This window comes from Streptomyces sp. NPDC016459, assembly GCF_040632845.1.
Classification (GTDB): Bacteria; Actinomycetota; Actinomycetes; order Streptomycetales; family Streptomycetaceae; genus Streptomyces.
In genome coordinates this window covers 1-24,079 of record NZ_JBEYCR010000028.1, presented here as the reverse complement: position 1 = coordinate 24,079, position 24,079 = coordinate 1, and the positions used below count along the sequence as shown (strand labels likewise).

Genomic DNA, 24,079 nt, shown 5'->3' with positions numbered 1-24,079 from the left:
GCGGTGCGCAGCTGGTCGGGCGTGATCGCGGCACAAGGGCGGTGCAACGTTTGGGACGTTCTGAGTGCCGGTGACCGAGCTGTCGCTCCTGGTTCTGCGTGTGAAGCTGTGCGCGATGGTTCACGGATGGGCTGGGATAGTTGCGGATGCCCTCATGCCTCACTTGCCCCGGATCCGTGCTGCGTTCCTCGCGCTTGGTTCCGTTCCGTGCCACCCGGGGCAGACAGGAGCACAGCTTCCAACAGACTTGGAAGCGCAGGCAGGACTTCGTCGTAAAGGGTCTCCTGCTCGCAGCCTTCACCTCCAGCCCGGGCGATCTCTCCGGCCAGGTCTCGCAGAGCCGGCACGGCTTCTTGGGCGAGCTGGCTTGCCAGCTCGCGGTTCCCGGCGAGCTTCTCCGGGGGCTGGATGTATTTGACGCCGGCCTGGTAGAGGTCGACGGTCATGGCGACAGGGGTGACCGGCCTTCCGACGCGGTCGGCAAGGTTGCTGATGATGCGGATGCCGTGGGCGTCGAGGTCGCCCCATGCCACGAGAGGGAGCCAGTCGAGGGTGCGCAGGAGTTCGATGAGGCCGTTAGTCGCGTAGCCCTTGCCCCAGACGCACAGCCAGGTGTCGGTGATCTCGGGGATCTTGCAGATCTGTTCGAAGGTGTCCTCGTTCTCGACGATGAAGACGCCTCGGGCGTTGCAGGAGATCATGCCGAGGGCCTGGACGCCGCGGGCGGGGAGCGCGAGCCAGGGGTCGCAGGCTGCTGTGTCGGCGATGACGGTGCCGACGCGCCACTGAAGAGGGCCACGGATGCGCAGGTCGGTGTCGGCTTTGTCGACGGCCTGGTCAAAGGGGACGCCGATGAGGTTGGAGAAGGCCTGCTGCCGTGCGGGGGTCCATGTGCTCTTGGTGTCGCGGAGGCTGCGGCCGGCAAGTTCCTTTGCGGTGATCTTGCGGGGTTGGCTCTGGGCTGGCCACCAGGTGCTGGCGGCCCGGACAGCGAGTTCGTAGACGCGCCAGTCCTCGGCTCGGGTGGCCGTCTCCGCGGGGACCTTCAGGACGCGGCCGGGTGGCGTGTTGGCCAGCAGGGTGTGTTCGTTGGCGAGTTGTGGGATGCCTGACATCAGCTGGAGCAGGTCGCGATGGAGGTCTTCTGGGCGGGACCGGCCTTTGAGTTCGGCGAGTTTGTCCTCGGCGAGCTCGGCCCATGAGTGGGTCAGGGTCCAGGAGCGGGGGCTGTAGCCGGTGACGTTGACGACGTCGCAGCGCAGGATGACGGCGCCGCAGCGGATGAGATCGACGGTGGTTTGCCAGGCGTTGTCTCCGAGGTCGGCCTCGATGGTGGACCAGCGCTTGGTGCTTCTCGTCTCCAGGACTTTGGCCAGCTGCCGGGGTGTCAGGGCGGGGGGCGGGTCGTACGGGCTGACCGGGTGGTCGGCGACGAGGTCGACCTGGCGGGGCTTGACGCGTTGCTTGCGGTCCTTGGGGACGCGTACCTGGATGGTGTCGTCGCCGTCCTTGACGACGCGGGGCAGGGTGACCGCGGTGATACCTGGGGGCAGGTCTCGCAGCGGTACGGTTTCACGGCCGTGTGCTTCGCCGATGAGGAGTGCAGGGCGGGGGGCGGGGTCAGGCATGGGCGCGTCCTGCGGTAATCCAGTCTTCGGTGAGTTGGGTGCGTTCGCCGTTGCTATCGAAGGCCCAGACACTGGTGGGCTGGTTCGTGATGTCGGTGGCTGATGCGTGGGTAAACCAGAGCAGCTCGCCGCAGACGTCTGCGGCGTCGGCCAGGACACTGTCCTGGCAGGTGCCGAGGATGGTCAGGTGCTGGTCTCGGGCGACGTCGCGCAGGGCTGCAAGCACGTCTTTCCGGTTGGTCTCGCCGAGGCTGTTGCCGAGTTCGTCGAGGATCAGCACGCGTCCACGGCTCTGGTTGTCGGCGAGGAGGGCTGCGAGGACGAGCTGGATGGCGTGCACCTTGACCTGAGCGCTGTTGGCGTTCTCCCGGTAGGAGACGTATCCGCCGTTGCGGGAGCGCTTCCAGCGTGGGGTGACTTGCCAGTGCCAGTCGCTGGCTCCTTGTGGGCGGACGCTGTGGTGTTCGAGCTTGGCTCCGTAGCCTTCGCTGCTCAGGTCGAGGTCGTTGAAGGCTGCGCCGATCTGGGTAAGGAGGCTCTCGAGGTGGTTCTCGATCATGTCCTGGAGGGTCTCCAGTGTGTTGTTGCGCGTGGCGGCGCCTTCGGTGAGTTCGTCGATCGCCTGTCCACGGGTCTGACGGTCGCGGGTGATGCGTGCCGCAGCCACCTCGTCCTGATCTCGATGGCCCGCCAGGCGGTTCTCCAGCGGGAAGGCCGCGTCGGCGAAGGAGCGCACCGGCAGTTCCCCGGGATCGGCCTCGGCCAGAGACCGTGTCGTCCTCTCGCCTTCGCGCAGGTCTTCGCCCACGTCCGCGCCGGGGGCGCCGTCTACACCGTAATGCTCGTACGCGCGGCGCAGCGCGTACTCTGCCTGCCGGCGCAGTGCGGCGGGCCGAGCGGCTTGGGCCTGGTCGGGAATGTCGGCGAGTTGGCGGATCGCCGCATCGAGTGTTGCGCCCCACAGGTTCTGCCATTGCGGTGCGGCTGCCTTGGTGCGCTGGCGTTCAAGGGCGGTGAGTGTGCTGCGGCGGTCTCTGAGTTCCTTTTTGGCGACGTCCAGTTCGAGCTTGGCGGTGGCGAGGCGCTGCTCGTGGCCATGCTGTTCGCCCCAGGCGTGCTCCCAGACTTCCTGGAGTTGTTCCTCGGTTCGCTTGGCTTTGACGAGTCGGGCGTCGACCTTGTCGACGTCTGTCTGGAGTCGGTTTTCCTCTGCCTTCAGTTGGGCGAGCTTCTCGGCGGCTTGGGCAGCTGTGTGCTGCGTTTGGGCCAGGGTGACGCCAGCAGAGGTGGCCTTGAGTGCGTTGGCGGCCTCTGTCGCTCGCGTCTTGGCTTCGGCGAGTTGTCTGCGTGCCTGCTGCAGCCGGGTTTCGCGTCCGGCCAGCGGGGCGGTGAAGCCGCCTGTGACGGTCAGGGCCAGTGCCCGGTCGTGGACGTCGGCACCGTCGGCGGTGGGGGCGAAGCGCTCCTGAAGAACCGTCAGGAAACGCGTCAGGTTCAGGTTGCTGCGGATTCCCTCGGGCAGCGGTCCCCGCTGGGGGTCGCAGATGACGATCTGGGTTCCGGGCAGGACGGTGTGCAGGAGTGCTCGAGCCCGGTCCTCGTGGTGGGGCTGGACCACGACGGCATCGTTCCAGGGGGCGAGGCGTGGTTCCCAGAAAGGCCGGGCGGTCTCATCCAGGTCGAGCTGGTCGAGCAGACCGTGGGCGGGGATGCCGTGCTCGCTCAGCAGGTCGATGGCGCGGCCGGCCGTCCCGCAGCGGCCTTGCTCGACGTCGTGCAGGTACTCCTCAGCGCGGGTGACGGCGGCCTCGGCAGCCTCATATGCCTGTTCCGTCTTGACGTGCTTGCGCTGGCTCAGTTGCAGGCGGTCGGCGGTGGTGGTCGTGTCGCTTCCGTCCCAGTCGTGGATCTGGGGCAGCAGGGTGGAACGCTCTTCGAGCAGAACTGCGCATCGGGTCTTGAACTCGGTCAGCTTCTGTGTGAGTTCGCGGCTGATCTGCTGAGCGTCCGACCAGTTCTGTTTGGCCTGGCGTTCCTTATCGGCGAGGTCGGTCGCGGATCTGAGCGTGCTGACGCGGTCGGCGGCTTTCCGTTCGGCGGCCTCGGCGGCCTCGGCAGCTTCCTGTGCTGCTCGAATGTCCGCGGCAATGCTCTCGTCGAGGGCGTAGGCCTCACGGTAGGACGCTGCGAGGTAGCGCTGCCATGCCGTACGGCCGTCTTCAAGGCTGTCACGGGAGGCTTGACGGGCGCGTACTGCTCCCATCACCTGCTCTTCGACGAGCAGCTGTTTGTCGTGTTCCCCTTGGGCTTTGTCAAGGTTGATCTGGTCTTCCAGTGCCTGGCCGCGCAATCTGTATTCCTCGTCCAGCAGATGGCTCATGCCTGACAGTGCGATCAGGGACCGGCCGATGGCGTGGGGTTCCATCTCTGTCAGCTGCTGGCTGAGCAGCGAGGGTGCTGGCGGGCGCAGTGCGGTGTCGAGGTAGGTGAGGCAGCGGGGGGCGGTGCCGTAGAGCGTGTCGGACATGGCGCGGGCGGAGAGCAGTCGGCGTGTGCCCAGGGCACGCCACAGGTCGTCGGCCTGCATGCTTCGTTCGTGGTCGGTGGTGGCATCGGCGAGGTGCATGCCTTCGGTCCAGTTGGCCTGCAGGTAGGGCGCGGTGTTGGCGATGCGGATCCAGACGGTCAAGGGGTCGGCGCTGGGGTGGGCGGGGTGGGCGAAAACGCCGACGATGTACCCGTGGTCGACCGGGGATGCCCGGTGGGTCTGGTCGACTCCAGCGGCGTCGGGATGGAACAGGATGCCGCTGGCGGGTCGCCCGCCGTTGGTGTCCAGGCGCCATTGCGGGTCGGCCAGCAGCAGGGAGACGGCGATGAGGAAGCTGGTCTTCCCTGAGCCGTTGGAGTCCTCCTTGGGTCCGAGGCCGGAGACCGCGATGAACGTCTCGGGGACGATCGGGACGGCATGCGAGGTGAGCCTGGCAATGTCGAAGGTCTGTATGGCGACGAGCTGGCGGTCACCGACGATGCCCCGTGGCAGGTCGGAGGCGGGCGGGGCGGTCATGGCGTGTCCTGTGTCTCACGGTCGGTGACGGTGGCTGGCGGTGCCGGGCGGAAGGCACGGCGGCGTCGGATCGATTCGGCGAGGGGGCCGGTGGGGTCGGCCAGCAGGATGAGTTCCTCGAACAGCTGGCTTCCCGCGGGCTTCGTCAGACGCAGGAACTGGTGGCCCAGGACGTAGCCGGTCTTCGTGGGGCGGACCAGGTCGGCGTCGACCAGGCGCTGCAGAGCGCTGGTGATGACTCCGTCGGGCACCTGGCAGCCTTTGAGTTCGTGCACAGGGACAGGGGTGCCGCGGGTCCAGGGCTGGTCGGGCACCGTGGTGCCCGATGCCTGGGGAATGGCGACGCTGTGCAGCAGGACCAGGGTGAGGACCGCGCGGTCGTCGCGCGGCAGGATGCCGATGCCTTCGTGTACCAGGCGTTGCCTGATGTCGTCGTCGTAGCCGGAGAGATAGCCGCCGGCGACGGCGAGCAGGGTACGTCCGGATGCAGCCAGAACCTGTTCCACGACAACCCTCAGCGGAGTTTCCGCGAGCGCGCGGTAGTGGGCGGGGCGGACCGGCAGCATGGCGGTCTCTACAGCGCAGACCGCAGCGCGTACGTCCGCCCGCCGATTGTGGGGCAGAGCGTCCAATGCCGGTATGTCCACCGTGTCACTCCTTCCCCGGGCCGGGCAGGACGTCGTAGCCGCTGCGGAGTTCGGCAACGTCACGCTCGGACCACAGCGCGGCCATGGGGCCGAGGCGGATCGTGCCGTCGCCCTTGTCCGGGGCAAGGTAGCCGCAGGCCCGCAGGAAACGCACGGCGATGAAGAAATGCGACGTGCGGCCCAGTGCGGCGATTCCCTCCCGGGGAGCGAGAGTGTCGTTGAACGGGACCAGGGTGGCGATGATGTCGTCCTGTCTGGCGGTATGCCCCGGATACAAGGGCTGACTGGGGTCGGGCCAGCAATGGCGGATACAGGCAGCGAGGGTGACCAGACGGAAAGCCGTCGCAGGACGGCGCACATCGCTGTCGTCCAGGCAGCCGTTGGCTGGTTCGACGTCGGAAGCGAAGGCAAGCATCAGTTCACGGGCTGCGCCGGCGGTGACGACGTCGGCCAGGCGGCGTTCCACATCGTCGACGGCGCCGCGCAGTTGGGCGAGTTCTGCGCGGTCGGTGGGGACCGGGAAAGTACGCAGGGCCCGGGCACGTGCCAACAGGTAGGGGTGGTCATTCATGAGGGATCTGCCAGTGTGCTCTCACTGTCGTCATCGCGATCGTGCATGTCTTGGGGGCCGTCGGGGAGCCGGTACACGGCCATGGGTGAGGCGTAGGTGACAGGACCAGAGGGAGCCACCACAACCCGACGGGAGATACCGAGCATGAACGGCAGGTCCCGGTCGGCCGCGACGTGCAGCAGGTCGGCAACGTGTCGAACCGCTGTCCGCCAGGGCAGGGCACGCAGTTCCTCGGTGAGGTCGGCCTCGGCCCGGCCTCCCATGAGCAGGGTCACTGCGGCTTCGCGTCGCTCCCGTGCGCGGGCGGCCCTGGCCCGCGCGGTCTCGACCGGGTCCGGACCCGGCGGCCTGGCGGGAGGCCGTGGCAGGCGCTGCCGCGGCGGCGGGGGCCGATGGTCGGCGGCGGCGGTGAGAACCTGGCCAACAGTGATGTCCACACGGGGCGGGTCGAAGACAGTCGCGGCGAACACGCTTGCCAGCGCATCGATCGGAGCGCGTCGAGCAGCGGTCAGATACTGCTCGGGCAGCAGCATGCTGAAGTCACGACGGGTGGTGGCCTGACGCATGAGGCGGTCATGGAACTCCTGAACGGCCGCCGTGTAGCGCAGTGCCTCCTGGATCAGGCGAGTGCCGGCCGGACGCAGCGCAGGGTAGCGCTCGGCGATGGCGCGGACGACGTGCTTCGCCTCCTGGATCGACGCGGCATGGGCGTGATGGTGGCGCTGGCCGAACAGTTCCTCGATGGGCCTGGTCCGTACGAGCCTCAGCAGGTGGTTGGTGTAGTTGGCCAGGCTGCGCCGGACTTTGGCGATCTTCGCGGCGAGGTCCGCCTCGGTCAGGGAACCGTTCAGGATGCCTTCACGAGTCCGGTCCAGAAGCATCGTGATCTCGTGGACTCCACCGGCTTCCCCCAGCCGCTCGTAGACCAAGAGCGCCGCGCCGCTGGTCGGGTTGAAGACGTACCGCTGGTCATGAGCCTTCTGGCGTAGCGGCTCCAGCAACTGGAGCTTGGTGAAGACGTGGAAGCGTGCATCGAACTCTTCGACGGAGGCCACCGACACGCAGGCCTGGGCGATCTCCGCGCGGCTGAGACCGTTCTCGGAGCCGGAGTCACCGAACACGTCACGGATCGCCTCGGCAATGCGCAGCGCCACCGGATCGTTGGTCACCGCGCCGGCCGTGGCAGCCACCGGCGCGATGAACGGCGATATGTGCTGCAGACCATCGGCGCTGTCCTCCTGCTGCACAGAGAACAGATCAGGTTGATCCCGCAAGCGCCCCCCACTCCCCTGCCCCGTACGGATCGAACAAGCATGACTGCCGATGGCGTCAACGCGCCCGAAAACGAGCCAACCTGTACTTGATCATTGAAAAGCGGCCTACCCTGCCCGAGATCACACGCTCGTCGCAGCCGACAACACTCGCCGAACAAGCAGCAGGCCGTCATCGGCCCACGCCTCGTCACGGCATCGGGCAGCCCGGCTCAGGGCGGCCCGGAACGACTGCAAGACACCAGCGAGTCCATTGAGAAGGCCACCCTCGGGCGAACGGTCACCGTCGCCGACAGCGGTGGCCAGGCAGTGGTTTCGCTCCATTGGCCTCGCGGCGGCGTACCCCCTGGCAACAGCATCCAGGGGCGGGCCGAGCCGCTAGAGAACCGCCGGTACGGCTTCGTCAGGATCGCCAGGGGTCGTGACTCTCCATTGCTCGCCCTTGATCTCGGCGAACGGGCCTTCGGCCTCGTCGGGACGCCGGTGGGTGACACTGACGCTTATCCATTGTCCCGGCCCCGGCTGAGGAAGTCCCAGCGCTGCCGAGACCCGTCGCTGGTTGTCGTTCGGCCCGAGGATGAGAATTCCTTCGGCCAGCAGGTCCCTTCTGGCCTGGCGTACTCGTTTCGCGGAGTCCTGGGTCATCGCCACGGCGCTGACAGCACCACGGTCGATCAGCCGGCGCTGCACAACCCGGAAGAGATTGTTGCGGCGCTGGGGATGCCTCGCGGACGCGTCGTCTGCAGGGGCCAGGCGAGCTTCTTCCTCCAGCCGGACACGCTCGATCTCCGCCTGGGCCGCCAGCCGCGCTTCCTCCGCGACCCGCTTCTGCTCCTCCTGGCGCCGGCGCATCGCCTCGTGCTCCGACTGCAGGCGGGCAGAGTGGGCAGCGACGTCTACAACGTGCTGAACACCAAAAGCTCTACTGCGGTCTGACAGGCGTCGCACGGAGCATCGGCATCCACTGTGAGGGCAGCGCCTGCTCTGCTTGGAAGATCTCAGCGAGCTGAGGTGGTGTGAGTGAGGGGATCGAGCGGCTGTGTGCCGTCCGCCATGCGCGCAGCAGCCGGTCGAAGATCTCGAGCACCGGGTTCGGGCTGACCAAGTAGAGGTGTTCATCGGCCAGAGCGCGTGCCTGTGCCAGGACTCCCGGCTTGGGTGACATGAGGACGCAGATCGAGTCGCTGGGTGCCGATTTCCCTCGTTCGGTCTCGACTGTTCTCAGATGGGATCCTGCTTGTCTCACGTCATTGGGGCTGACCATGCCCTTGGCTTCGGCCTGGCTCTTGGCTTCCCAGATGATCCAGCGGGTGTCCTCGAAGATCCAGACAGCGTCCGGGGCGGCCGGGGAGTCATCGTTGTCGTTTCCGTAACTTTCAGAGGTGCCGGCAAGCTGGCCGAGCACGACCAGGGCCCCCTCATAGGCCAGGTATTCCGTACCCGCCAGACCCGCGCGTGCCTTGCTTGCATGTTCTTCGAAGGTGCTGCCGATGTCTTTGTGCCGCGAGAGGACACCGCGCATAGCGGCCTCGTCCAGTTCGTCGAGCGGCAAAGCGCTGGGGGCGCTGGCCTTGTCGCTGGGCGAGGCAAGGTGGGACAGCCACGATGTGCCGGTGCTCATCCGCTGAGCGTTTCGGTAGTAGTCGGCGCTCGTAGCGAGGTAGGTGGGGTCGGTGGTCTGCTGGGCGAGACGGTGAGCGATTCCGAAGCCGAGGTAACTCCACAGTGCGGCGTAGCGTCGGGGGGGTGCGCTCGCCCTGAAGTCGGTTGAGTACTTGCCGGACTGCGGTGAGGGCCCAGTCCCACTGGTTGTTCCAGATCGACTGCCAGGCTTCGACTTCGTAGCGGACCGATGCCTGCAGTTCCTTGCTACTGGGGGCGACAGCGCGGGTGTAATTGTCCCGCTCGCGGACGATGTCTCCGTCGACTTCGGCCCATGCAGCGTCGTGCTTGAAGAAGACACGGAGATTGTCGGTCATGTTAACCGAGTCGTACTGTCGGCTGTTCTCCCAACCGAACTCAAGCTCCGCGTGTACTTCGGGGTGCATCGCGGCCTGAACGTCCCGGCCTGAAAGGTAGGCGGTGAGAGCCTGTCCGAGGATCATGACGGCTGCGTAATCCTGAGGGTTGCGTGTCGCCCGCCCGGATCCCTGCAGGATGCGTGCTCGGATGCGTTCCTGGAGGACTTCGACAGCACCAAGGGACTCGTGGAGGAACCGCTCCTGCAGATCACCTCGTGCGGGCAGGCCGGCAAGGATGACAAGGCGGCAGTCGTCTCCAGGCAGGTCAATTCCGTCGTACCGGTTGGTCAGCACCAATGCTGCGTTGTGCTGGGCCGTGAACTTCGACAGGTCGTCCTCAACGTCACTGGCCTTCAAAACGGAGTACGTGCTGGGCAGCATCGACGTGATGAAGGAGTCCTGGGTTCGGGTGTCGGGAGTGAGCACGACGGCGCGTCCGGCCTCGCTGATCGTGCTGGACACGAAAGCGGGCAGCTCGGTGCGGTCGGCTGCAAGGTCGGAGGCCAGTTCGGGGAAGACGAAGAAGCGGCGGCCGGTTCCCTGGTTCTCCCAGCCTTCGGGAACCGGGATGCGCTCGATCTTCTTGCGGCCAAAAGTCCGCTCGAGCTCGCCTCCGTCGCCGAGGGTGGCACTCATGTAAATCCGGCGTTCGGGGTCACTGAACGCCGCGTGCTGCCAGGTCGGCGGGATGAAGGGACGGATGACGATCTGGCCGTAGGCGACGTAGAACAGGCAGCGGTCCAGGCGGCCTTGCAGGAATTTCCAGACGTGCCGGGCTTCGTCTGCCCGCTTGCCATCGAATTTGCCGCCCTCGACTGCGGAACTCACCGTGCGCTCAAGCTGCGCTGCGTGAGCGGCCACACCGATCGGGGAGGCCAGGTAGACATAGGGCTGGGACGCTTTGTCGGTGTCGCTGTTTTTCAGCCGAGGCAGGACCAAGGGGTCGAGAGCCGGTTCGAGGGCAGACAGGACATCCAGATAGGCGCTCTCGTCCTGTCGGCTGATGGTCAGGCGCCACGGCTTGGCGACGTAGCCCTCAGCTGCGTGCGCGTCGTCCAGGACCAACAGGCTGGCATTCTTGATTGCGGGGTTGGAGTTAAAAATGTGGCTGTACACGCTGACGGCGACTGCATCGGCGGATTCGAAGCGGGCGCGGTCGGCCGGGTTCCAGGTGGGGACGCGGTCGATCAGTAGGGCGTTGGGGATGCCGTACTCGTCGAACGCGGCCGCAGTCTGCTGCGCGAGCTGCTTGGTGGGGCAGAGGTAGGCGACCCGTTCACGGGCGGTGCGGCGGCGGAACTCGGCGATCAGACCGCCGACCAGGGTTTTACCCGCTCCCGTGGGAAGCTCGATGGCCACATCCGCGGCCGCGGACTTCTTCTGATGCCAGGCACGCAGCACGTCCTGCTGGTGCCCCCACACGGCGGCAGGGCCGCGGTTGATGACCGCAAGCATCCTGTAGAGATGCAGCGGGTCGTCCGGCAGACTCGAGTCGCTGGTCTTGCGTGCGAACGCCACAGTCGCTCCATCCCCCCGCTGATCGCTGACCGGCGCCTCAGCGTCGATAACTTGACCGATACAACGCCGTGCTCAGCGTAGTGGGTCCGCGGCCGCCCTGCAGGCCGCTCACGGCTCCGGTGCTGACGCCGGCGCCAACCAGAAGGCCAGGCCGAAGCCCCAATGCAGTTGGAGAGGGGATGTTGTTGAGAAGTCCCGTCGGCGCCGTCTGCTGATCCGCTCGGAGACTCGGATGCCGTTGTCGTCAGCGGGCTGTTGCCTCTCTCCAGCGGGTTGATCTTCAGCTTTCTTGAGGCATTCATCGCCCTGCTGGCATGCGCGCAGGAAGACCTCTCCGTTGCGGTGCTGGCAGGCGCGGAGTCATTGCAGGACTTGCCCCAGCGGTTCACTCAGAATCGTTCGAGGTGGCGTGCGCTCAGGGGCTGCCGGGTGGCTCCATGGCCTCCAGGCGTACGGCGCGCCGGCAGTCCTGTCGGAGCGTGGCCCGGATGTCGTCGTACGGCGCTGTGCCGGGAAGGGCTCGGGCCAGGGTGTAGCGGACAGGGAGGGATGGGTCGCAGGCGAACTGCCAGCCGAGGTCGGTGAGATCCGTCCGGTCGGTTGCATGGCACCACAGGTGCGCGGCCAGGGCGCGGGCCCAGGGTGAGGCGTGTCCTGACAGGCTCGGGATCAACGGGATGAGGCCTTCGTTCGGCAGCATGGCGAGGTCGCGTGCGACGAGCCGGTCGATGTCTTTGCCGTGGTGTGCCAGGAGTGGCAGAGCTGCGGTCACGATGAGGTCTTGCTGGGCTGATTTGTGCGCGAGGCGACATGCTGCGCTGAGGCCGGCGTATCGCAGGGTGCTCGGTCCTCTTTCGAAGCGGAACCGTTCGTAGGGGTGGATGGCTTCGTGATCGTCTCCGTCGCTGCCGTCCAGAAGTCCTCTGACTGCGTCCATGGCGGTTGCGAGGAACTGCGAGCGGCGCTGCGGGGTAAGCCTGGGCGCGAGGTACTTGAGTGCGTTCAGAGCGTCCTGGCGGACGTGTGCGGTATTGGTGTGGTCTCGGGCCTGGAGGTCCAGTGTCTCGGCGAGAACGTCGCTGTCTGATGGTGTAAGCAGGTGGTTCACCAGCAGTGCTACGCGGGGTAGTGATGCCGCTGGCGGCAGGGGGACGGCACCTGGTCGCTGAAGGACTCCGTCGAGCAGCGACTGTGCGAGCGGGCAGGCATCGTCAGCGGGTGTGTCGGCCAGGACGAGCGCGAGGGCCGCGGCCACTCCCCCGCGGCCGGCGCTGGTGCTGCAGCGTTCGGCAACGACGCTGGGCAGCAGTTTGAGGACGTCTCCTGCCCCAAGAATGGTCTGCGACATCGTGTAGTCGGCGAGCATCGCCTGGCATGCCCGGTCAACTGCTTCGGCTCGTTGCGGGCCGGGGTGGTGGCGGGCGATGGCAAGGAGGGTTAGGGCGTAGGGGGCGCCCACTCTGGGGTCGGCTGTCATTCCTGTTGCGTGCCACTGCTCGGTGAGGTCCAGAAACCGGCGGGCTTGCTCGCTCGTGAAGGCGGGGGCTGCTTCTGCGAGCAGCTCGGCAGCGGCCTGGTGAACGTACGGCATGTCGGGCTGGGCCGTCGCGAGGCTGGTGACCTCTTCCAAGGCCAGGTCTGTCCATGCGCGGGTCTGTGGGTCGGGCAGCAGGTCGGTCATGGTTTGGGCTGTGAGGAACAGGCTCTTGCGTTTCCAGCGGGGCAGGTCCGTCCAGAGTGGGGGTACGGGCAGATCGAGCTGTTCTTCAGGTAGCTGTTTGCTCAGTTCCTTGAGTGCCTTGTCGCTGCCGGCCGCGGTGAAGTGGCCAGCGGCCTGACTGGTCAGTTCGTGCTCAAGGTGCAGTCGTCCGAACAGTTCGTGGGCTTCGCGTTCGGCCGACCAACTGGCTGATGCCACACTGTGGCGCAGGTACTGCGTCAGGGCCTGTCGGCATTCTGCGGAGTGCGCCCGGTTCGCGAGGCGCCCGAGGGTCCGCTCGCGCACTGATGTCGGGATGCCCATGACGCTTCCCTGACCTGCTGCTCGCAGGGCGGTGGCCTTCGGGAACGTCAGGCCGATCTCGTCGGTCTGAAGGTGGTAGCGGAGGCGGACCAGGCTCTGTGCCTCGATCCACGTCGCGGCGTCGAGATGGTTCTTGCAGCGGACAGCACGCTCGATCGCCTCCTCGTACCGGTCGAGCGCCTGCTGGCCCCGGCCGGTCTCGGCCAGGAAGCGGGCATGCCGGGCACGCAGAAGCGCAGTGATCGACGGCGGGTACGAGGCCGCCGTGAGATTCTTCCATGCCGTTCCCGAGCGGTCGGTGTCTGCCAGGCAGGCATACAGGCGCGCTCGCAGAAGTATGTCGGCTTCGGCCCCGGCGTCAGCGAGAGCTCTCAGGACGTCCGCCCGGTCCTGGACCAGGTCCAGTCGGCCCTGGGCGACGGCGTGCTCGGCGAACCATGCTCCTGCCAGAACCGCATGAGGGCATTCGGGCAGCAGCGCGTCAATGCTGGTGGTGATGTCCGCCAGCGAGACGTGGTGGTAGTGCTCGAAGCCAGCCAGGTCCCCCAGTGCGTTCGCCGAACGGATCAGATGATCGGCGGCGTCAGTCTGCTCCTCGGACAGCCGGTGAATGATCGAGTTGACTAGCCACGGCTCACCGGCTTCGAGGGCTGTGGCCATAACGGACACGTCGATGGACGTGCCGGCGTCGTGATCACCCGCCTGGTGGTGCAGAACCTCCGCCTGCTTTCGGCGCATGGACAGGGCGAAGGACGGCCAGCCGGCATCGTCGAGTGCCTGCGCCAGCTCCTCATACCGTGCGGCAGCCTCAGCGGGATGTGTCGTCTCCAGCTTCCGGGCTTGCTCAAGGTCCCGGTCGAGCCCCAGGTAGGCGACAGGGCCACGCGTCACCGCGTCCGGCTCGACAAACTGCTGTCGCCGTTCCGGCGCCGGGATGGCAGAGAAGCGCTGCTTGAGCCGAGGTGCAAGTTCACGGCGCAGCATGTTCTCGGTGACCCAGGCGCCGCTGGGCACCCAGTCGCCTATCTGGTGCTCGATTTTCGACATGACTGCCTCGGCTGCGTCCAGCGTGTCCTTGAACGCGACACCGCGCAGGCGGTCGACCGCGTGGCTGCGGTCCTGCCCGTCACCGTCTTCCAGGCGCAGGCGCTTGACTCTCAGCCTCGACAGCAACCGCCAGGACAGCTCGGCCGCATCGACGACGCTGGTATCCAGACGGTTTCGAGTCGCGGCTTCGGCGACGACCTGGTCGAACATCGCAAGGCGGCCGCGCAGATCAGCGTTCGTGGGGCCAGGCTCGGAGGCGACCTGCCGGAAAACGTCCGGGCTCTTCCCCCGCGCAAGCTGGGTGAGGGATGCGACCTGAAAGGCGTGAGGGCTCCGCTCGACAACCGCCAGCACGAGTCTGCGGTGGCCAGACTCGATCTCTTCCCAGTGCTCCGTGATCTCTGTGAGGTAGTTGCCGACGAGCTTCACAGTCGGGTCGTCCGAGGGGACAAAGCTGGGGTCGCGCCGTACTCCGATGCACGCCGTGAACTCCTCGGTCCCACCACGACGGCGCCCGATGACCATGATGTCGTCGACGCAAGTCAGAACTCTTGCCTGGAGACGGATCTCTGCCGGCTCGATCAAGGCGTCGCCCAGCTCGTCGAGTGAACTGCCGGTCAACAGCGCCGACAGGAGGACGGCTGCGTAACGGTGCTCAAGCACCGTCCCGCCGCCGCCTGACGAGTACAGCGACACCCCCATGACCGTCCCCGCCCCTCCGCTCGCACCATCAAGCAAGACCCTAGCCTCGACGGGGTTCTCGCTTCCGTCTTTGGGCACTTCGGCCGCCCTCCTACGGCCGACCACTCCGGCTTCCGTCCCGGAGACAAGCAGCGCACGATCGGCGGACGCGACACCAACACCCCATCGACTACTCCCCAGCGTTTCGGCGCCGGACTGGCGGGCTGGCAGGGGGGTGACGCCGCGGTTCACTCCGGCTCGATGAACGGCGGTGCAACCGCGGCCAGCTTGGTCCGCGTATTGAGGTCGCTGGGAACGGCGGGCCAAGAAGACCTGGGGTGCTGGGACTGCAGCAGCACGGCCGAGGCGATGAAACGGTCGTCCAGCGCCGCGCGGTCGAGCCAGTTTGGCAGAGCCTCGTACCTCGGCTCGATGTACTAGAAGAGGGCATGGACATCGCAGGCGACCTTGACTGCGCGGGTAACGTCGCCGTTGTCGCGGTGCCCTTGAGCCTCCGGTCAGCCATGTTGGCTACCTCACGGAGGATGTCTGCAAGAGCCCGCCCGGGAAGCCGTTCGCCCGTTGTCACCGGGCGGCCTTGTCGTGGCAGCAATGCCATGGCCTTGGCGCTTTGGCGCCCCGTCTCATGGGAGCGGTTTCATGCGTGACTCCGGGCCGGTTACCTGTGTGGCGTGAGCGGCTGTGGTCAGGGGCGGTGTGGGCGGCAGGTGTGATTGGGGTTGTTGCGGACGTCGTTGTCTGAAGCCTGCTGCTTGCGTGCTTTGGTAGGCAGCAGAGAGATCAATCAGGTCGTTCCGGCGCTGGTGCATCTCCTGTGATTCTCTTGTTTCCCGCCGTACGGGAGGGTGTGCAGAGAGGACATCATCGTGGGCATGCGCGGCAGCCAACAGGAGGCAACCGGGAGCGCTGGGGTGCACCGGGTCATGGGCGACTTCGAGGAGATCGGCTGGGGGCCGGTCGAGAACAATCAGCATGACCTCGGGATCGATCTTTTCTTGCAGGTTCGTGATGAGCGGCGATTCGACCGCACCGTGCTTATGACAGCCCAGGTCAAATCAGGTGACAGTTTCTTCGCCCATCCTCAGTACGATGAGACGGATGTGCTGGAGGGATGGTGGTACTCGGAATCCGACGCTCGGCGTTTCGAGGACTGGGTCCAGCACGGTCTGCCGCACCTGATGGTGCTGCACGACCCTGGCACCCGAACCTCTTACTGGGCGCACGTCACCAAGGACAGCGTCCAGCCCGCTGGCGAGGGCTTCAAAGTGCTGGTGCCGTCTGATCAGCGTGTGGAACGCGCCCAACTGCCGGCCCTGCTCGATGTCGCGGCGACAGAGAAGTCGGCGGGGACGCTGGAAGGCACTACGTGGACTGCGGGCTCCAGATCGGTAGCTCCTGGCCGGGCCGTGCGGTACGCGTTGGTCGTCCCGCGGCTCATCGCCCCAAATCCCAACACGGGTGATAGTCGCGTGCTGGAACCGGAAGAGGCGATCGCTCTCGTTTCTCAGGGACGTGCCAGGGAACTCAAGCGCTATGTCGGCGCAAATCCGCCTCTGCAACGAGAGGACCAGCAGACGGGATGGCGGTGGCGCTTTCTGCACGCGTACCGTCGCGCTGTCGAACACGGGGATGTTTCCGCCCTGGTAGAGCTGGCAGCAGCTGACGACTCCAGGCATGCCAAGCACGCGTATCGGCGGGCTGCGGCGGCTGTGGCCTGTGCCGTGTTCCTTGCCGATGGCGAGCGCTGGGATGAGGCAGAGAACGCCCTTCAGGCGGCGGGCGAGGACTTGTCCCCTGTCGACCATGCCTGGGTCCTGCTGCACAAGGCGTTGCTGGTCGGGGAACGCGGCGACATCGCGCGTGCCAGGCGGCTGGCAGCTGAGAGTCAACGTACGGTCGAGCTGGATGCCGATGACGTCACTGCCCGAGCTATCACCGCAGCAGCAGCCGCCTTCTTGTTCGAGTCCTCGCGCTGGGATGTTCGAAACCTTGAGCAGACCCTGACTGCCAGCGACACCGCCTCGACTTGGTGGCGGTCGCAGTCGATCGCTCAGGCACTCACCGAGCATGGCAAAAGCGCCTTCGCCGCGTGGAGTGCGTTTGAGGAGCCAGGCTCGAGGCCCACGGAATCGGCCGATGCTCGACTGCAGGGTGTGTGGCTGCAAGCATCCTTCAGCGGCGCACGGCGCAGCGCGGCCAGTGCCGCGGGCCAGCGGGCCACCTTTGCGCTGGTTCGCAATGAGGCGCTCTGGCGGAACACCTCCACGGCCGGCGCCGAGACGCAGATCGATCATCTGGTGGACGCGCTGGATGGGTTGCGTCGCTACGGACGCAGGAGAGAGCTGTCCCTCGCTGCATGGCGCTTGTGGGCAGAGGGGCCGATCGACAGCCTGATTCCCGCCCTCACTCACTCTCTGAAGGCCCCGTGGCGGCACACGACGGCGCGGACGACGCTGTTGTTGTGGGAAACGGCGGGTGATCTCTTGACTGCCGAAGAAGCGGACGCGGCCGCAACCGAATGCCTCCGGATCCTCGACGACCCACGGACCTTCCAGGAGCAGGTGCGCCCCGACTTCGTCAGTGACTACTTCACTCTGAAGGCGCTGCGCCGGGTTTTGTCGGCAGCAAGCGACGTTGTTCACGCAGCAACGATTTCTCACGTCCTGCGAGTTCTCGAGCGCGGCAGATTCCGAGCCGAGGACGACCTTGCCAGCCTCGTGTGGCAGCTGAGGCCAGCTGCTCTGGGTGCTGATGCGGAAGCCTGGCGACAGGCAGCAAGTAGTCAGAGTCATCCGGTGCTGTCCGCCACCATGCTGGGTCTGCTGGCGCAGGCCGGGGATGACAGCGCCCAGGGCACTCTGATCCAACGGGTGAAAGAAGGTGATGTTGAAGCCTTCGAGTCCCTGCCAGACGAACTCCTCAAGGACGCATTCAACAGCCGGCTGACCAGGCTTGCCGCGGAGCAGTGCCGTGTGCATCTGGCCGAAGCAGCACGGAACTCGTGGAGCGGCGGGGGCAGTGACTACGGTCTGGTGCAACCTGACGGCTCCCGAGCATGCTGATTGGGCAACGGCCCTCAAACTCGTCACCGATCCAAGGGTGGCCGTCGAACACAAGCTGGGCGCCCTCCGGCTCCTGTCCCAAAGAGCCGATGAGCTGCCGGACTCCGTAGCGATGCAGCTCCGAAGCTCCGTGGCAGTTCAGCCGGACCGGCTACAGGGCGTGAACGCCTGGACAACTCCAGAAACGATGCGGGAGTCAGCGCTCACACTCGGCCATGCGCTCGGTGTACTGGATGCGGACTCAGTCACGACGCATGCCACCGAGTTGCTCCGGGGCAGCGCTGCGCAGCGGCTGTCAGCCACGCGTCTGCTCAGCCGCACAGCCTCCCACACCGACGAGCCGCTGTCGCAAGGCATGCTCCTCGCCCTCGCCTCCGACCCGAACCCCCGCATCAGAGGCGAAGCTGCAGCCGCCCTCATGCGCACTTTGGCCTTGAAGCCCAACGCTGCCTGTCGGGAAGCCGTTGTCGCCGGCGCACACCATTCTGGCTGTCAAGTCCCTCTCATCATCGCCTGGACCATGTCGAACACACATGTCGACAGTGATCTAGGCCAACGTCTACTCCCTGCACTCAAGCAGCATCGTTCAGCGGTGGTCCGCGATGCGGTGAGCAACCATCCCGGTAGCTCCGCCCCTCATCACGCGAGTCGTACTGCCGAGCGAGGCTGATCCGGTCCTGCCGACCCGCTCTACCGTCTCACCAAGCAGGTGAGGCCCCGATGAGTTGGAGAGCGGTCATCGTTCGGGGCATCGAGCCGGAGGGCGGGACGAGGGAGGCGGTGGTCGCCTCCGGCTCCCGGCAGCGCGCAGCATGGCGAGGAGGTCTATGTCGTCGTCGAGCAGCCGCCGGAGCTGGCTGAACAGCTGGCTGGCGCCTCTACCCTCACATCAAAGCCAGTGACAGCGCCTCCCCCAGTGTCGGGCACGACACTGACAGCGTCTGAAGCAGCGTTGTCCGCTGATGCCTGCCCGCCCTGAACAGCCCACGGGTATCGAGGTACGTACTCCCGCCCGCCTCAAGTCGCAGTGATGAGCATCGCTCACCCAACAGACGTCTCAGGAGCATCGCCTCGATGCAGATTCCGCAGACGTCGTGCCATGCAGTGGCCTACGTCGGACCTGTCCCATGGTCGAACCCCGGAACAGCGTCCGGAGCCCAGCTGGACCAGCGCCCGCTGACGTTGCCATTTCCGTGAGCAATTCGGAAAGAGCCTTGCGGCGGCCGCAACCCGAGCCTCAGAACGCAAAGCCGGTTCGCAGAAAAGTTTCCACAAGCGCAGAGCAGCACCGGCACCCGTTCGCCTCACCCGGCCGCCCGCGTCCGCCCCTCCATCGACAATCCGGCATGTATCACCGCACTGCCCCGCGCGCCCAGGCGCAACTCAAAGCCGACAGGCCCCGCCCCAGCCCCCGGAGATTCGACCACGTACACCGGCAGCTCGGTGAAGCTGCGCATTATCCGCTCTACGTGAGCAACGCAGTCGCGGCCTGCAGGCAGGCAGATAAACGCAGGCCAGCCCTTCCATAGGCCATCTAACCTGCGGCCAGCTGACAGCATCTACAGCAAATCGCTACAAGCGAGATGCGCTCATCGAAGTGAGAATGCCCAGCTCAGAGTGCACTGCCCTGCTCACCCTCAACCAGCTGCGACACGACGGAGATTGCACGCCTCTGGCCTGCGCAAACATCCGGCTGTCATAGGAGTCTGCACAAGACTGGCCTTGCCCTTCGTCACAACTGTCAGTGCCAGTTCGTCACCACCCGACAGTAAGAACTAGCAGGCCACCCGGGCTACACCGCTGACATCCAGGTGACGACTCACCGCTGACAACCTCGTGCAGACCATCAACCGGCGTGATCGGGGCGAACCTGCTCCCGGCACTCGCCGTCCACCACGACGTCACCGCGTTCGTCCACCGCCGCCTGCCCGAAGGCGCCACCACGTGCGTGCAGGCCGACCTGACCGCCGACGGCCTGGGCCTGAGCAACAGCCAGCGCCGCGAACTGGCCGCCGACATCGACGTCATCGTGCACTGCGGCGGTCTCACCGACTTCGCCCCCCGCGACCGCACCGCCTTCGACAACGTCAACGCCGAGGGCACCCGCAGGATCCTGGAGCTCGCTGAGGACGCCCGCGTGCCCGTCGTCCTGCTCTCCTCCGCCTCAGCCGCCTTCGACATCCCCGGGGACGACCTCGCCGCCCGCTCCATGCGCGCGTACGGCCAGTCCAAGCGCCGCAGCGAGGAACTGGCCGCCCAGTGCAGCCAGCCTGTCGCGATCGTGCGCACCGCGCTCCTGTTCGCCGCCCGAAACGCGCTCGCCGCCCCGCGACACCAGTTCCCGCACGCCCTGTTCACCGCCATGCTGCAAGCGCGACCCGGTTCGCTGCCCATCCACCCCGACCACTGGACCGACATCCTCCCGATGGAGACCCTCGTCGACTACGTCACCGCGCTGACCGAAGCCCAGATCCGCGGTGACAGCACGGCTCCCGGCCTCCACTGGGTCACCGCCGGCCCCGCCCGCCTGACCGCAGCCGACCTGGAACAAGCCTGCATCGACTTCCTCAACGAGGCAGGCCGCCCGGCCACCGGACCCCTGCTGGCCGATCCCTCCACCCCGCAACCTCGCGCACGCGGCATGGCCCGCGTAGCCCAAATCGGCTTCCTGCCACCCGGCCAGCCGGACATGCCCTCCCACCTGACCCGGCTGCTCCCCACCCAGGTGACCCGCTCCGAGGTACTCGAAGCCCTCGCGCACAGCGTCCGACGCTGCGCGCCGTGGACGTCATGATTCCTACCCTGCGGCGGCACCGTCGTGCTCGACAGGTCCGATAAATTCACGCCACACCGGCCGCGTGTCCCCGGAGCCGAGTGATGTCAGATGCGGGGGTGCTGCCGGCAGGGTTCAGGCTTTATTCACGGGTCGCGGGTTCTTCCGCCACAACGGAAGCGGTCGTCGGCGCATTCAGCGGCCCTGCGGCCGCTCCTCGGTCGCTGCTGCTGGGCAGGTACGACGACGAGGGGCGCTTTCAGTACATCGGCCGCACCACCACCCCCGGCGGGGCAACTGGTACGGCTTTTGCGGGGAATTTGCACCGGTCCCGGCGCGGCCACTCATGGACGGGGTGGTCCTTCTCCGCCGGTGCGGAAGCAGCGAGAAGCTGTCCGTCACGCTGGTGGAGCCCGAGCTGGTGGTGGAGGTCGTATCGACGTCGCCCGCGATGCCTCCGGTCGCTGGCGCCACGCTGCGCGCTGGCATCGGGCGCGCCCCGACCTCTCCCCCGCCAACGCCCCCCGCTGGTGATGACGGTGCACGATGCCCCGCTGTCAGCTTTGGGCTGACAGCACTTGGGACGGACCAGCGGGTGAGCGGTCGAGGAGCGTGGTGAAGAAGTCGGCGAGCAGGGGCTGGGCGCGGTCGCGGTCGCGGAGTTCGTCGTGGCCGAACCGGAAGACCTCGTAGCCGCGGAACTTCAGGGCGCGGTCGCCGGCCATGGTCGCGGCGTACTTCGTGCTGTCGGGTTCGGTTCCTGCGTTGCGGGTGTAGTGCTGCATGCCATCGACCTCCAGGACCACGCGCCGGTTTCACGGGAGCAGCATGAGGAAGTCCATGCGCAGGTTCTGCATGGCCTGCGGTCCGCGTTCGCTGGAGGGTCTGGGGGTCCCAGCGGCAGCGGCCGTCCGCGCTCAGGTGGAGCTTGCTGGTGAATCCGCCACGCGACCTGCCCAGGCCCTTTTCGTGGTCGGTGACCCCGCGTGGTGATCGATGACTGGGTATGGCTGCCTGCCGGGCTCGTTGTCGGTGGTGAGTGCCATGATCGGTTGTATGGGAGCTCTCTTCGGCTACTACGCCGCTGCTGACGATGAGGACGCCGCTCGGGCTGTGGTTCGTGAGGACGGACAGCCGATGGGAACGGGGTACGACTCGTTTGTCGTGAAGGGCATCGATCCGGTGGTCGAGCTGCTGCCTGCAGAGGTGCTCATTACGGGGCGGGCTGCCGATGGCATCGAGGCCGATCCGCGGCACGGGCGGTTGGTCGGAATGGTGGGTGATGGCGAGGTGGTCAGCTTGTCTCTCACGGATTGGTTTTGTGACTCGCTCGCCCGTTTCGACCGGAAGCAGTTGGGCGAAGTGGCACGTGGTTGGTCCGCGTCGGGTGTCTTCAACGCTCCCTCGGACCCGAGTGGGCTCACGGGTTTCCTGGAAGATCTTGCTGCTCTGGCAGAGAGGGCGGCCGCTCGCGGTCACCGGTTGTACTGCTGGATCAGCATGTAGCGACGTGGGACTCAGCCCGCCAGCAGTACTCGCAGGCGCAGCAGGTCGAAGCCGGCTCGGACATCTGGCGCTTGAGCATCTTGATCCGGTTGACATGGCCTTCGCCGACGCCTGAGCTCCAGGGCAGTGTGAAGCACCGCCATCCGCGGCGACGACTGCGGCCGCACCGTCGACACCGAGTCCTGGGGCCGCCACCACCGCCGCCTAGGCCGTTTCTCTCGGATCATCGTGTTGACCAGATGAAGATGGCCGCAACGTGGAGCCCGGCCAGGTAGATGGTGGCGGTCTTCTCGTAACGGGTGGCAATGCCTCGCCACTGTTTGAGGCGGTTGATGCACCGCTCGACGGTGTTGCGCTGCTTGTATGCCTTGCGGTCGAAGGCGGGTGGTCGGCCGCCGTAGCTGCCTCGACGGAGACGGTGGCCCTGCTGGTCGGCTGGGACAGGGATGACCGCCCGAATCCCCCGTCGTTGCAGGTGCTCCCGGATAGCCCGGGAGGAGTACGCCTTGTCGGCCAGGACCACGTCCGGCCGAGTCCGGGGACGTCCGATACGGCGGGGGACGCGCAGTCGTGCCATCACGTCAGTGAAGGCGGGCGCGTCGCCGACCTGTCCTGCCGTAAGCACGAAAGCCAGAGCCGGCAGTTGCCGTCGGAGGCAAGGTGGATCTTCGTAGTCAGTCCGCCTCGGGAGCGGCCGATGGCGTGGTCAGCGAGCTCGTCAGCCGGAGCCCCCTTTTGCGGGCTCCGGCTGCGTGCTGATGGGCTCGAACGACCGTGGAGTCGACGGGCACCACCCAGCTCAGGTCCTCATCGGCGTCCGCCTGGGTCAGCAGGGCGGTGAACACTCGCTCCCACGTCCCGTCGAGCGCCCAGTTCGCAGGCGGCTGTAGGAACCCTTCCACGAGCCGAACTCCGCAGGCAGGTCCATCCACGGAGATCCCGTCCGGTACTTCCAGGCGATTGCATCGATCACCTGCCGGTGATCACGCCATCGTCCACCTCGGCGAGGAGTCCGGTCCGGCAACAGAGGCTCGATCCTGGCCCACTGGGCATCGGTCAACACGCCCGATACAACGACGGGCCCCCTCCGCCGCAACGCCTCAGAACCCGGCCATGGACTTGTCGAGCACTCCACCCAGCGCACTGTAGACGCTGCAGCGAACCGAGTGCCTTGCCCTGCGGCGGAGCCCGAACCCCACGATGAACGACAACGCGAAGAGCCCACCGAGGACCACCGCTACGAGCGGGTTGTAGACGAAGTACGCGAAGCACGCGACCCCAGTCCAGACGAGGATCGGCAGGAGCGAGCCACGCAGCACCGTCCAGAACCTGATCCGTTCTGGCCCCGACGGCAGCACACGTTCATGCCACACCCCGACGTGGTTCCTGGTCACACAATACTCAGGTCGCATGACGCCATCCCACCACCGACAGCCCGCAGCTTGGGCGGTGATCCGTAAGAAACTTCGAGTACCGCGTTCTGCTCCGTCACCATGCTCCCCTACGCCTTCTTCACCCCCGTTCCGTGGCGGTCGATCACCACGAACGGACACTTCGCCTCTGTCGGAAACCGCCGGACACGCCCCCGCTTTCGCGTCCCCTCCTCCGTGAATACAGGCCCGGGAGCGGACCGGGTGCTCCAAGAACACCCCCCTGCCGGGGACGACATCCGCCGCCATGTGAACAGGGGCGTGACTCGCGCACCCGCCCACCGTCGTCCGCGTCATGACCGCCCCTACAGCGAATCACTTCGTCGCCCCGTGGGGGTACAGGACGAGCAGGCGGCAGCCGGTCTGGGACTGCGGCCAGTGCACGCTGCCTTCCTGTGCCGTGATCAGCGTCCCGGGGCCGTGGACGCGCTCACCGTCGTGGAACTCTCCTTCGAGGACGAAGAGAATTTCCTGACTCTCGTGGATCTCCTTGCCGAAGACGGCGCCGGGGGCGAACTCGATGAGCATCGCCGACAAGGCGCTGTTGTCGTCTCCCTCCCGCAGCATCTTGACGGCGATGCCGTCAGTCACCTGCTGCTGCGGCGCCTGGTCGACATGGGCTACCTCGAATCCTGCGAGCATGAGATGGATTCCTTTCTGGCTGTGATTGGAGTCAGCTATGGGTCTGTTCAAGGGACGCATGTGGTTCAGTTCGCTCCCTTGCCAGCCGCTGCGGTCCTCGTGGGCCTGGACCGGGTCATCGGGGCCGGGAAGGCTGCGGAGGTGCAACACGGTCTCGGCTCGGAGATGAGCCGT

15 protein-coding genes and 1 pseudogene are annotated in these 24,079 nt (G+C 66.5%); 3 read left to right on the top strand and 13 right to left on the bottom strand.

The genetic code is table 11. From position 1 onward, the window contains the following. Window positions 1-152: 152 nt before the first annotated feature. The 9 genes from ABZ567_RS31625 to ABZ567_RS31585 all read right to left on the bottom strand — a co-directional run bounded on the left by ABZ567_RS31625 (window position 153) and on the right by ABZ567_RS31585 (window position 14,486). The gene (locus ABZ567_RS31625; protein WP_360796703.1) at window positions 153-1,628 is read right to left on the bottom strand and encodes a Wadjet anti-phage system protein JetD domain-containing protein; all 1,476 of its coding nucleotides are present in this window, start codon (window positions 1,626-1,628) and stop codon (window positions 153-155) included. After that, the gene (locus ABZ567_RS31620; protein WP_360796700.1) at window positions 1,621-4,692 is read right to left on the bottom strand and encodes a hypothetical protein; all 3,072 of its coding nucleotides are present in this window, start codon (window positions 4,690-4,692) and stop codon (window positions 1,621-1,623) included. The genes ABZ567_RS31625 and ABZ567_RS31620 overlap by 8 nt, the downstream gene beginning before the upstream one ends. Then, window positions 4,689-5,339: a hypothetical protein gene (locus ABZ567_RS31615; RefSeq protein WP_152369420.1), complete on the bottom strand. Its 651-nt coding sequence runs from the start codon at window positions 5,337-5,339 to the stop codon at window positions 4,689-4,691. The genes ABZ567_RS31620 and ABZ567_RS31615 overlap by 4 nt, the downstream gene beginning before the upstream one ends. Window positions 5,340-5,343: 4 nt before the next feature. Continuing rightward, on the bottom strand, window positions 5,344-5,910 hold the full coding sequence (locus ABZ567_RS31610; RefSeq protein WP_360796697.1) for a hypothetical protein: 567 nt from the start codon (window positions 5,908-5,910) through the stop codon (window positions 5,344-5,346). Continuing rightward, window positions 5,907-7,184: a hypothetical protein gene (locus ABZ567_RS31605; protein WP_360796694.1), complete on the bottom strand. Its 1,278-nt coding sequence runs from the start codon at window positions 7,182-7,184 to the stop codon at window positions 5,907-5,909. The genes ABZ567_RS31610 and ABZ567_RS31605 overlap by 4 nt, the downstream gene beginning before the upstream one ends. A gap of 375 nt (window positions 7,185-7,559) precedes the next feature. Next, window positions 7,560-8,033 (bottom strand): NaeI family type II restriction endonuclease, encoded by a 474-nt coding sequence (locus ABZ567_RS31600; RefSeq protein ID WP_360796692.1) that lies wholly within the window; start codon window positions 8,031-8,033, stop codon window positions 7,560-7,562. A 70-nt stretch (window positions 8,034-8,103) separates the two neighbouring features. Then, the gene (locus ABZ567_RS31595; RefSeq protein ID WP_360796690.1) at window positions 8,104-8,586 is read right to left on the bottom strand and encodes a hypothetical protein; all 483 of its coding nucleotides are present in this window, start codon (window positions 8,584-8,586) and stop codon (window positions 8,104-8,106) included. Window positions 8,587-8,599: 13 nt separating this feature from the next. Further along, window positions 8,600-10,720, bottom strand: coding sequence for a DEAD/DEAH box helicase (locus ABZ567_RS31590; protein WP_360796687.1), 2,121 nt, complete (start codon window positions 10,718-10,720; stop codon window positions 8,600-8,602). A 415-nt stretch (window positions 10,721-11,135) separates the two neighbouring features. Then, a complete protein-coding gene (locus ABZ567_RS31585; RefSeq protein WP_360796684.1) occupies window positions 11,136-14,486 on the bottom strand; it encodes a hypothetical protein in 3,351 nt (1,116 codons plus the stop codon). A gap of 929 nt (window positions 14,487-15,415) precedes the next feature. On the opposite strand from ABZ567_RS31585, the gene ABZ567_RS31580 reads away from it, so the two are divergent. Both ABZ567_RS31580 and ABZ567_RS31575 read left to right on the top strand, forming a co-directional pair. Next, window positions 15,416-17,554 carry a DUF4365 domain-containing protein gene (locus ABZ567_RS31580; protein ID WP_360796681.1) on the top strand — a complete coding sequence of 713 codons (2,139 nt, stop codon included), beginning with the start codon at window positions 15,416-15,418 and terminating at the stop codon, window positions 17,552-17,554. Window positions 17,555-19,409: 1,855 nt separating this feature from the next. Next, entirely contained in the window at window positions 19,410-20,348 is a 939-nt protein-coding gene (locus ABZ567_RS31575) for an SDR family oxidoreductase (protein ID WP_360796678.1), read from the top strand. Window positions 20,349-20,884: 536 nt separating this feature from the next. On the opposite strand, the gene ABZ567_RS31570 is transcribed toward ABZ567_RS31575, so the two are convergent. Beyond that, the gene (locus ABZ567_RS31570) at window positions 20,885-21,112 is read right to left on the bottom strand and encodes a hypothetical protein (protein ID WP_360796675.1); all 228 of its coding nucleotides are present in this window, start codon (window positions 21,110-21,112) and stop codon (window positions 20,885-20,887) included. Window positions 21,113-21,383: 271 nt separating this feature from the next. Between ABZ567_RS31570 and ABZ567_RS31565 the strand changes: the two genes are divergently transcribed. Then, the gene (locus tag ABZ567_RS31565; protein ID WP_360796672.1) at window positions 21,384-21,833 is read left to right on the top strand and encodes a hypothetical protein; all 450 of its coding nucleotides are present in this window, start codon (window positions 21,384-21,386) and stop codon (window positions 21,831-21,833) included. A gap of 223 nt (window positions 21,834-22,056) precedes the next feature. Here ABZ567_RS31565 and ABZ567_RS31560 read toward each other — a convergent pair. The 3 genes and pseudogenes from ABZ567_RS31560 to ABZ567_RS31550 all read right to left on the bottom strand — a co-directional run bounded on the left by ABZ567_RS31560 (window position 22,057) and on the right by ABZ567_RS31550 (window position 23,905). After that, a pseudogene (locus ABZ567_RS31560) lies at window positions 22,057-22,929 on the bottom strand (IS5 family transposase). Window positions 22,930-22,933: 4 nt separating this feature from the next. Further along, window positions 22,934-23,152, bottom strand: a complete 219-nt coding sequence (locus ABZ567_RS31555; RefSeq protein ID WP_360796670.1) for a hypothetical protein — start codon at window positions 23,150-23,152, stop codon at window positions 22,934-22,936. Between the two features lie 426 nt (window positions 23,153-23,578). After that, a complete protein-coding gene (locus ABZ567_RS31550) occupies window positions 23,579-23,905 on the bottom strand; it encodes a cupin domain-containing protein (RefSeq protein ID WP_360796667.1) in 327 nt (108 codons plus the stop codon). Window positions 23,906-24,079 lie beyond the last annotated feature (174 nt).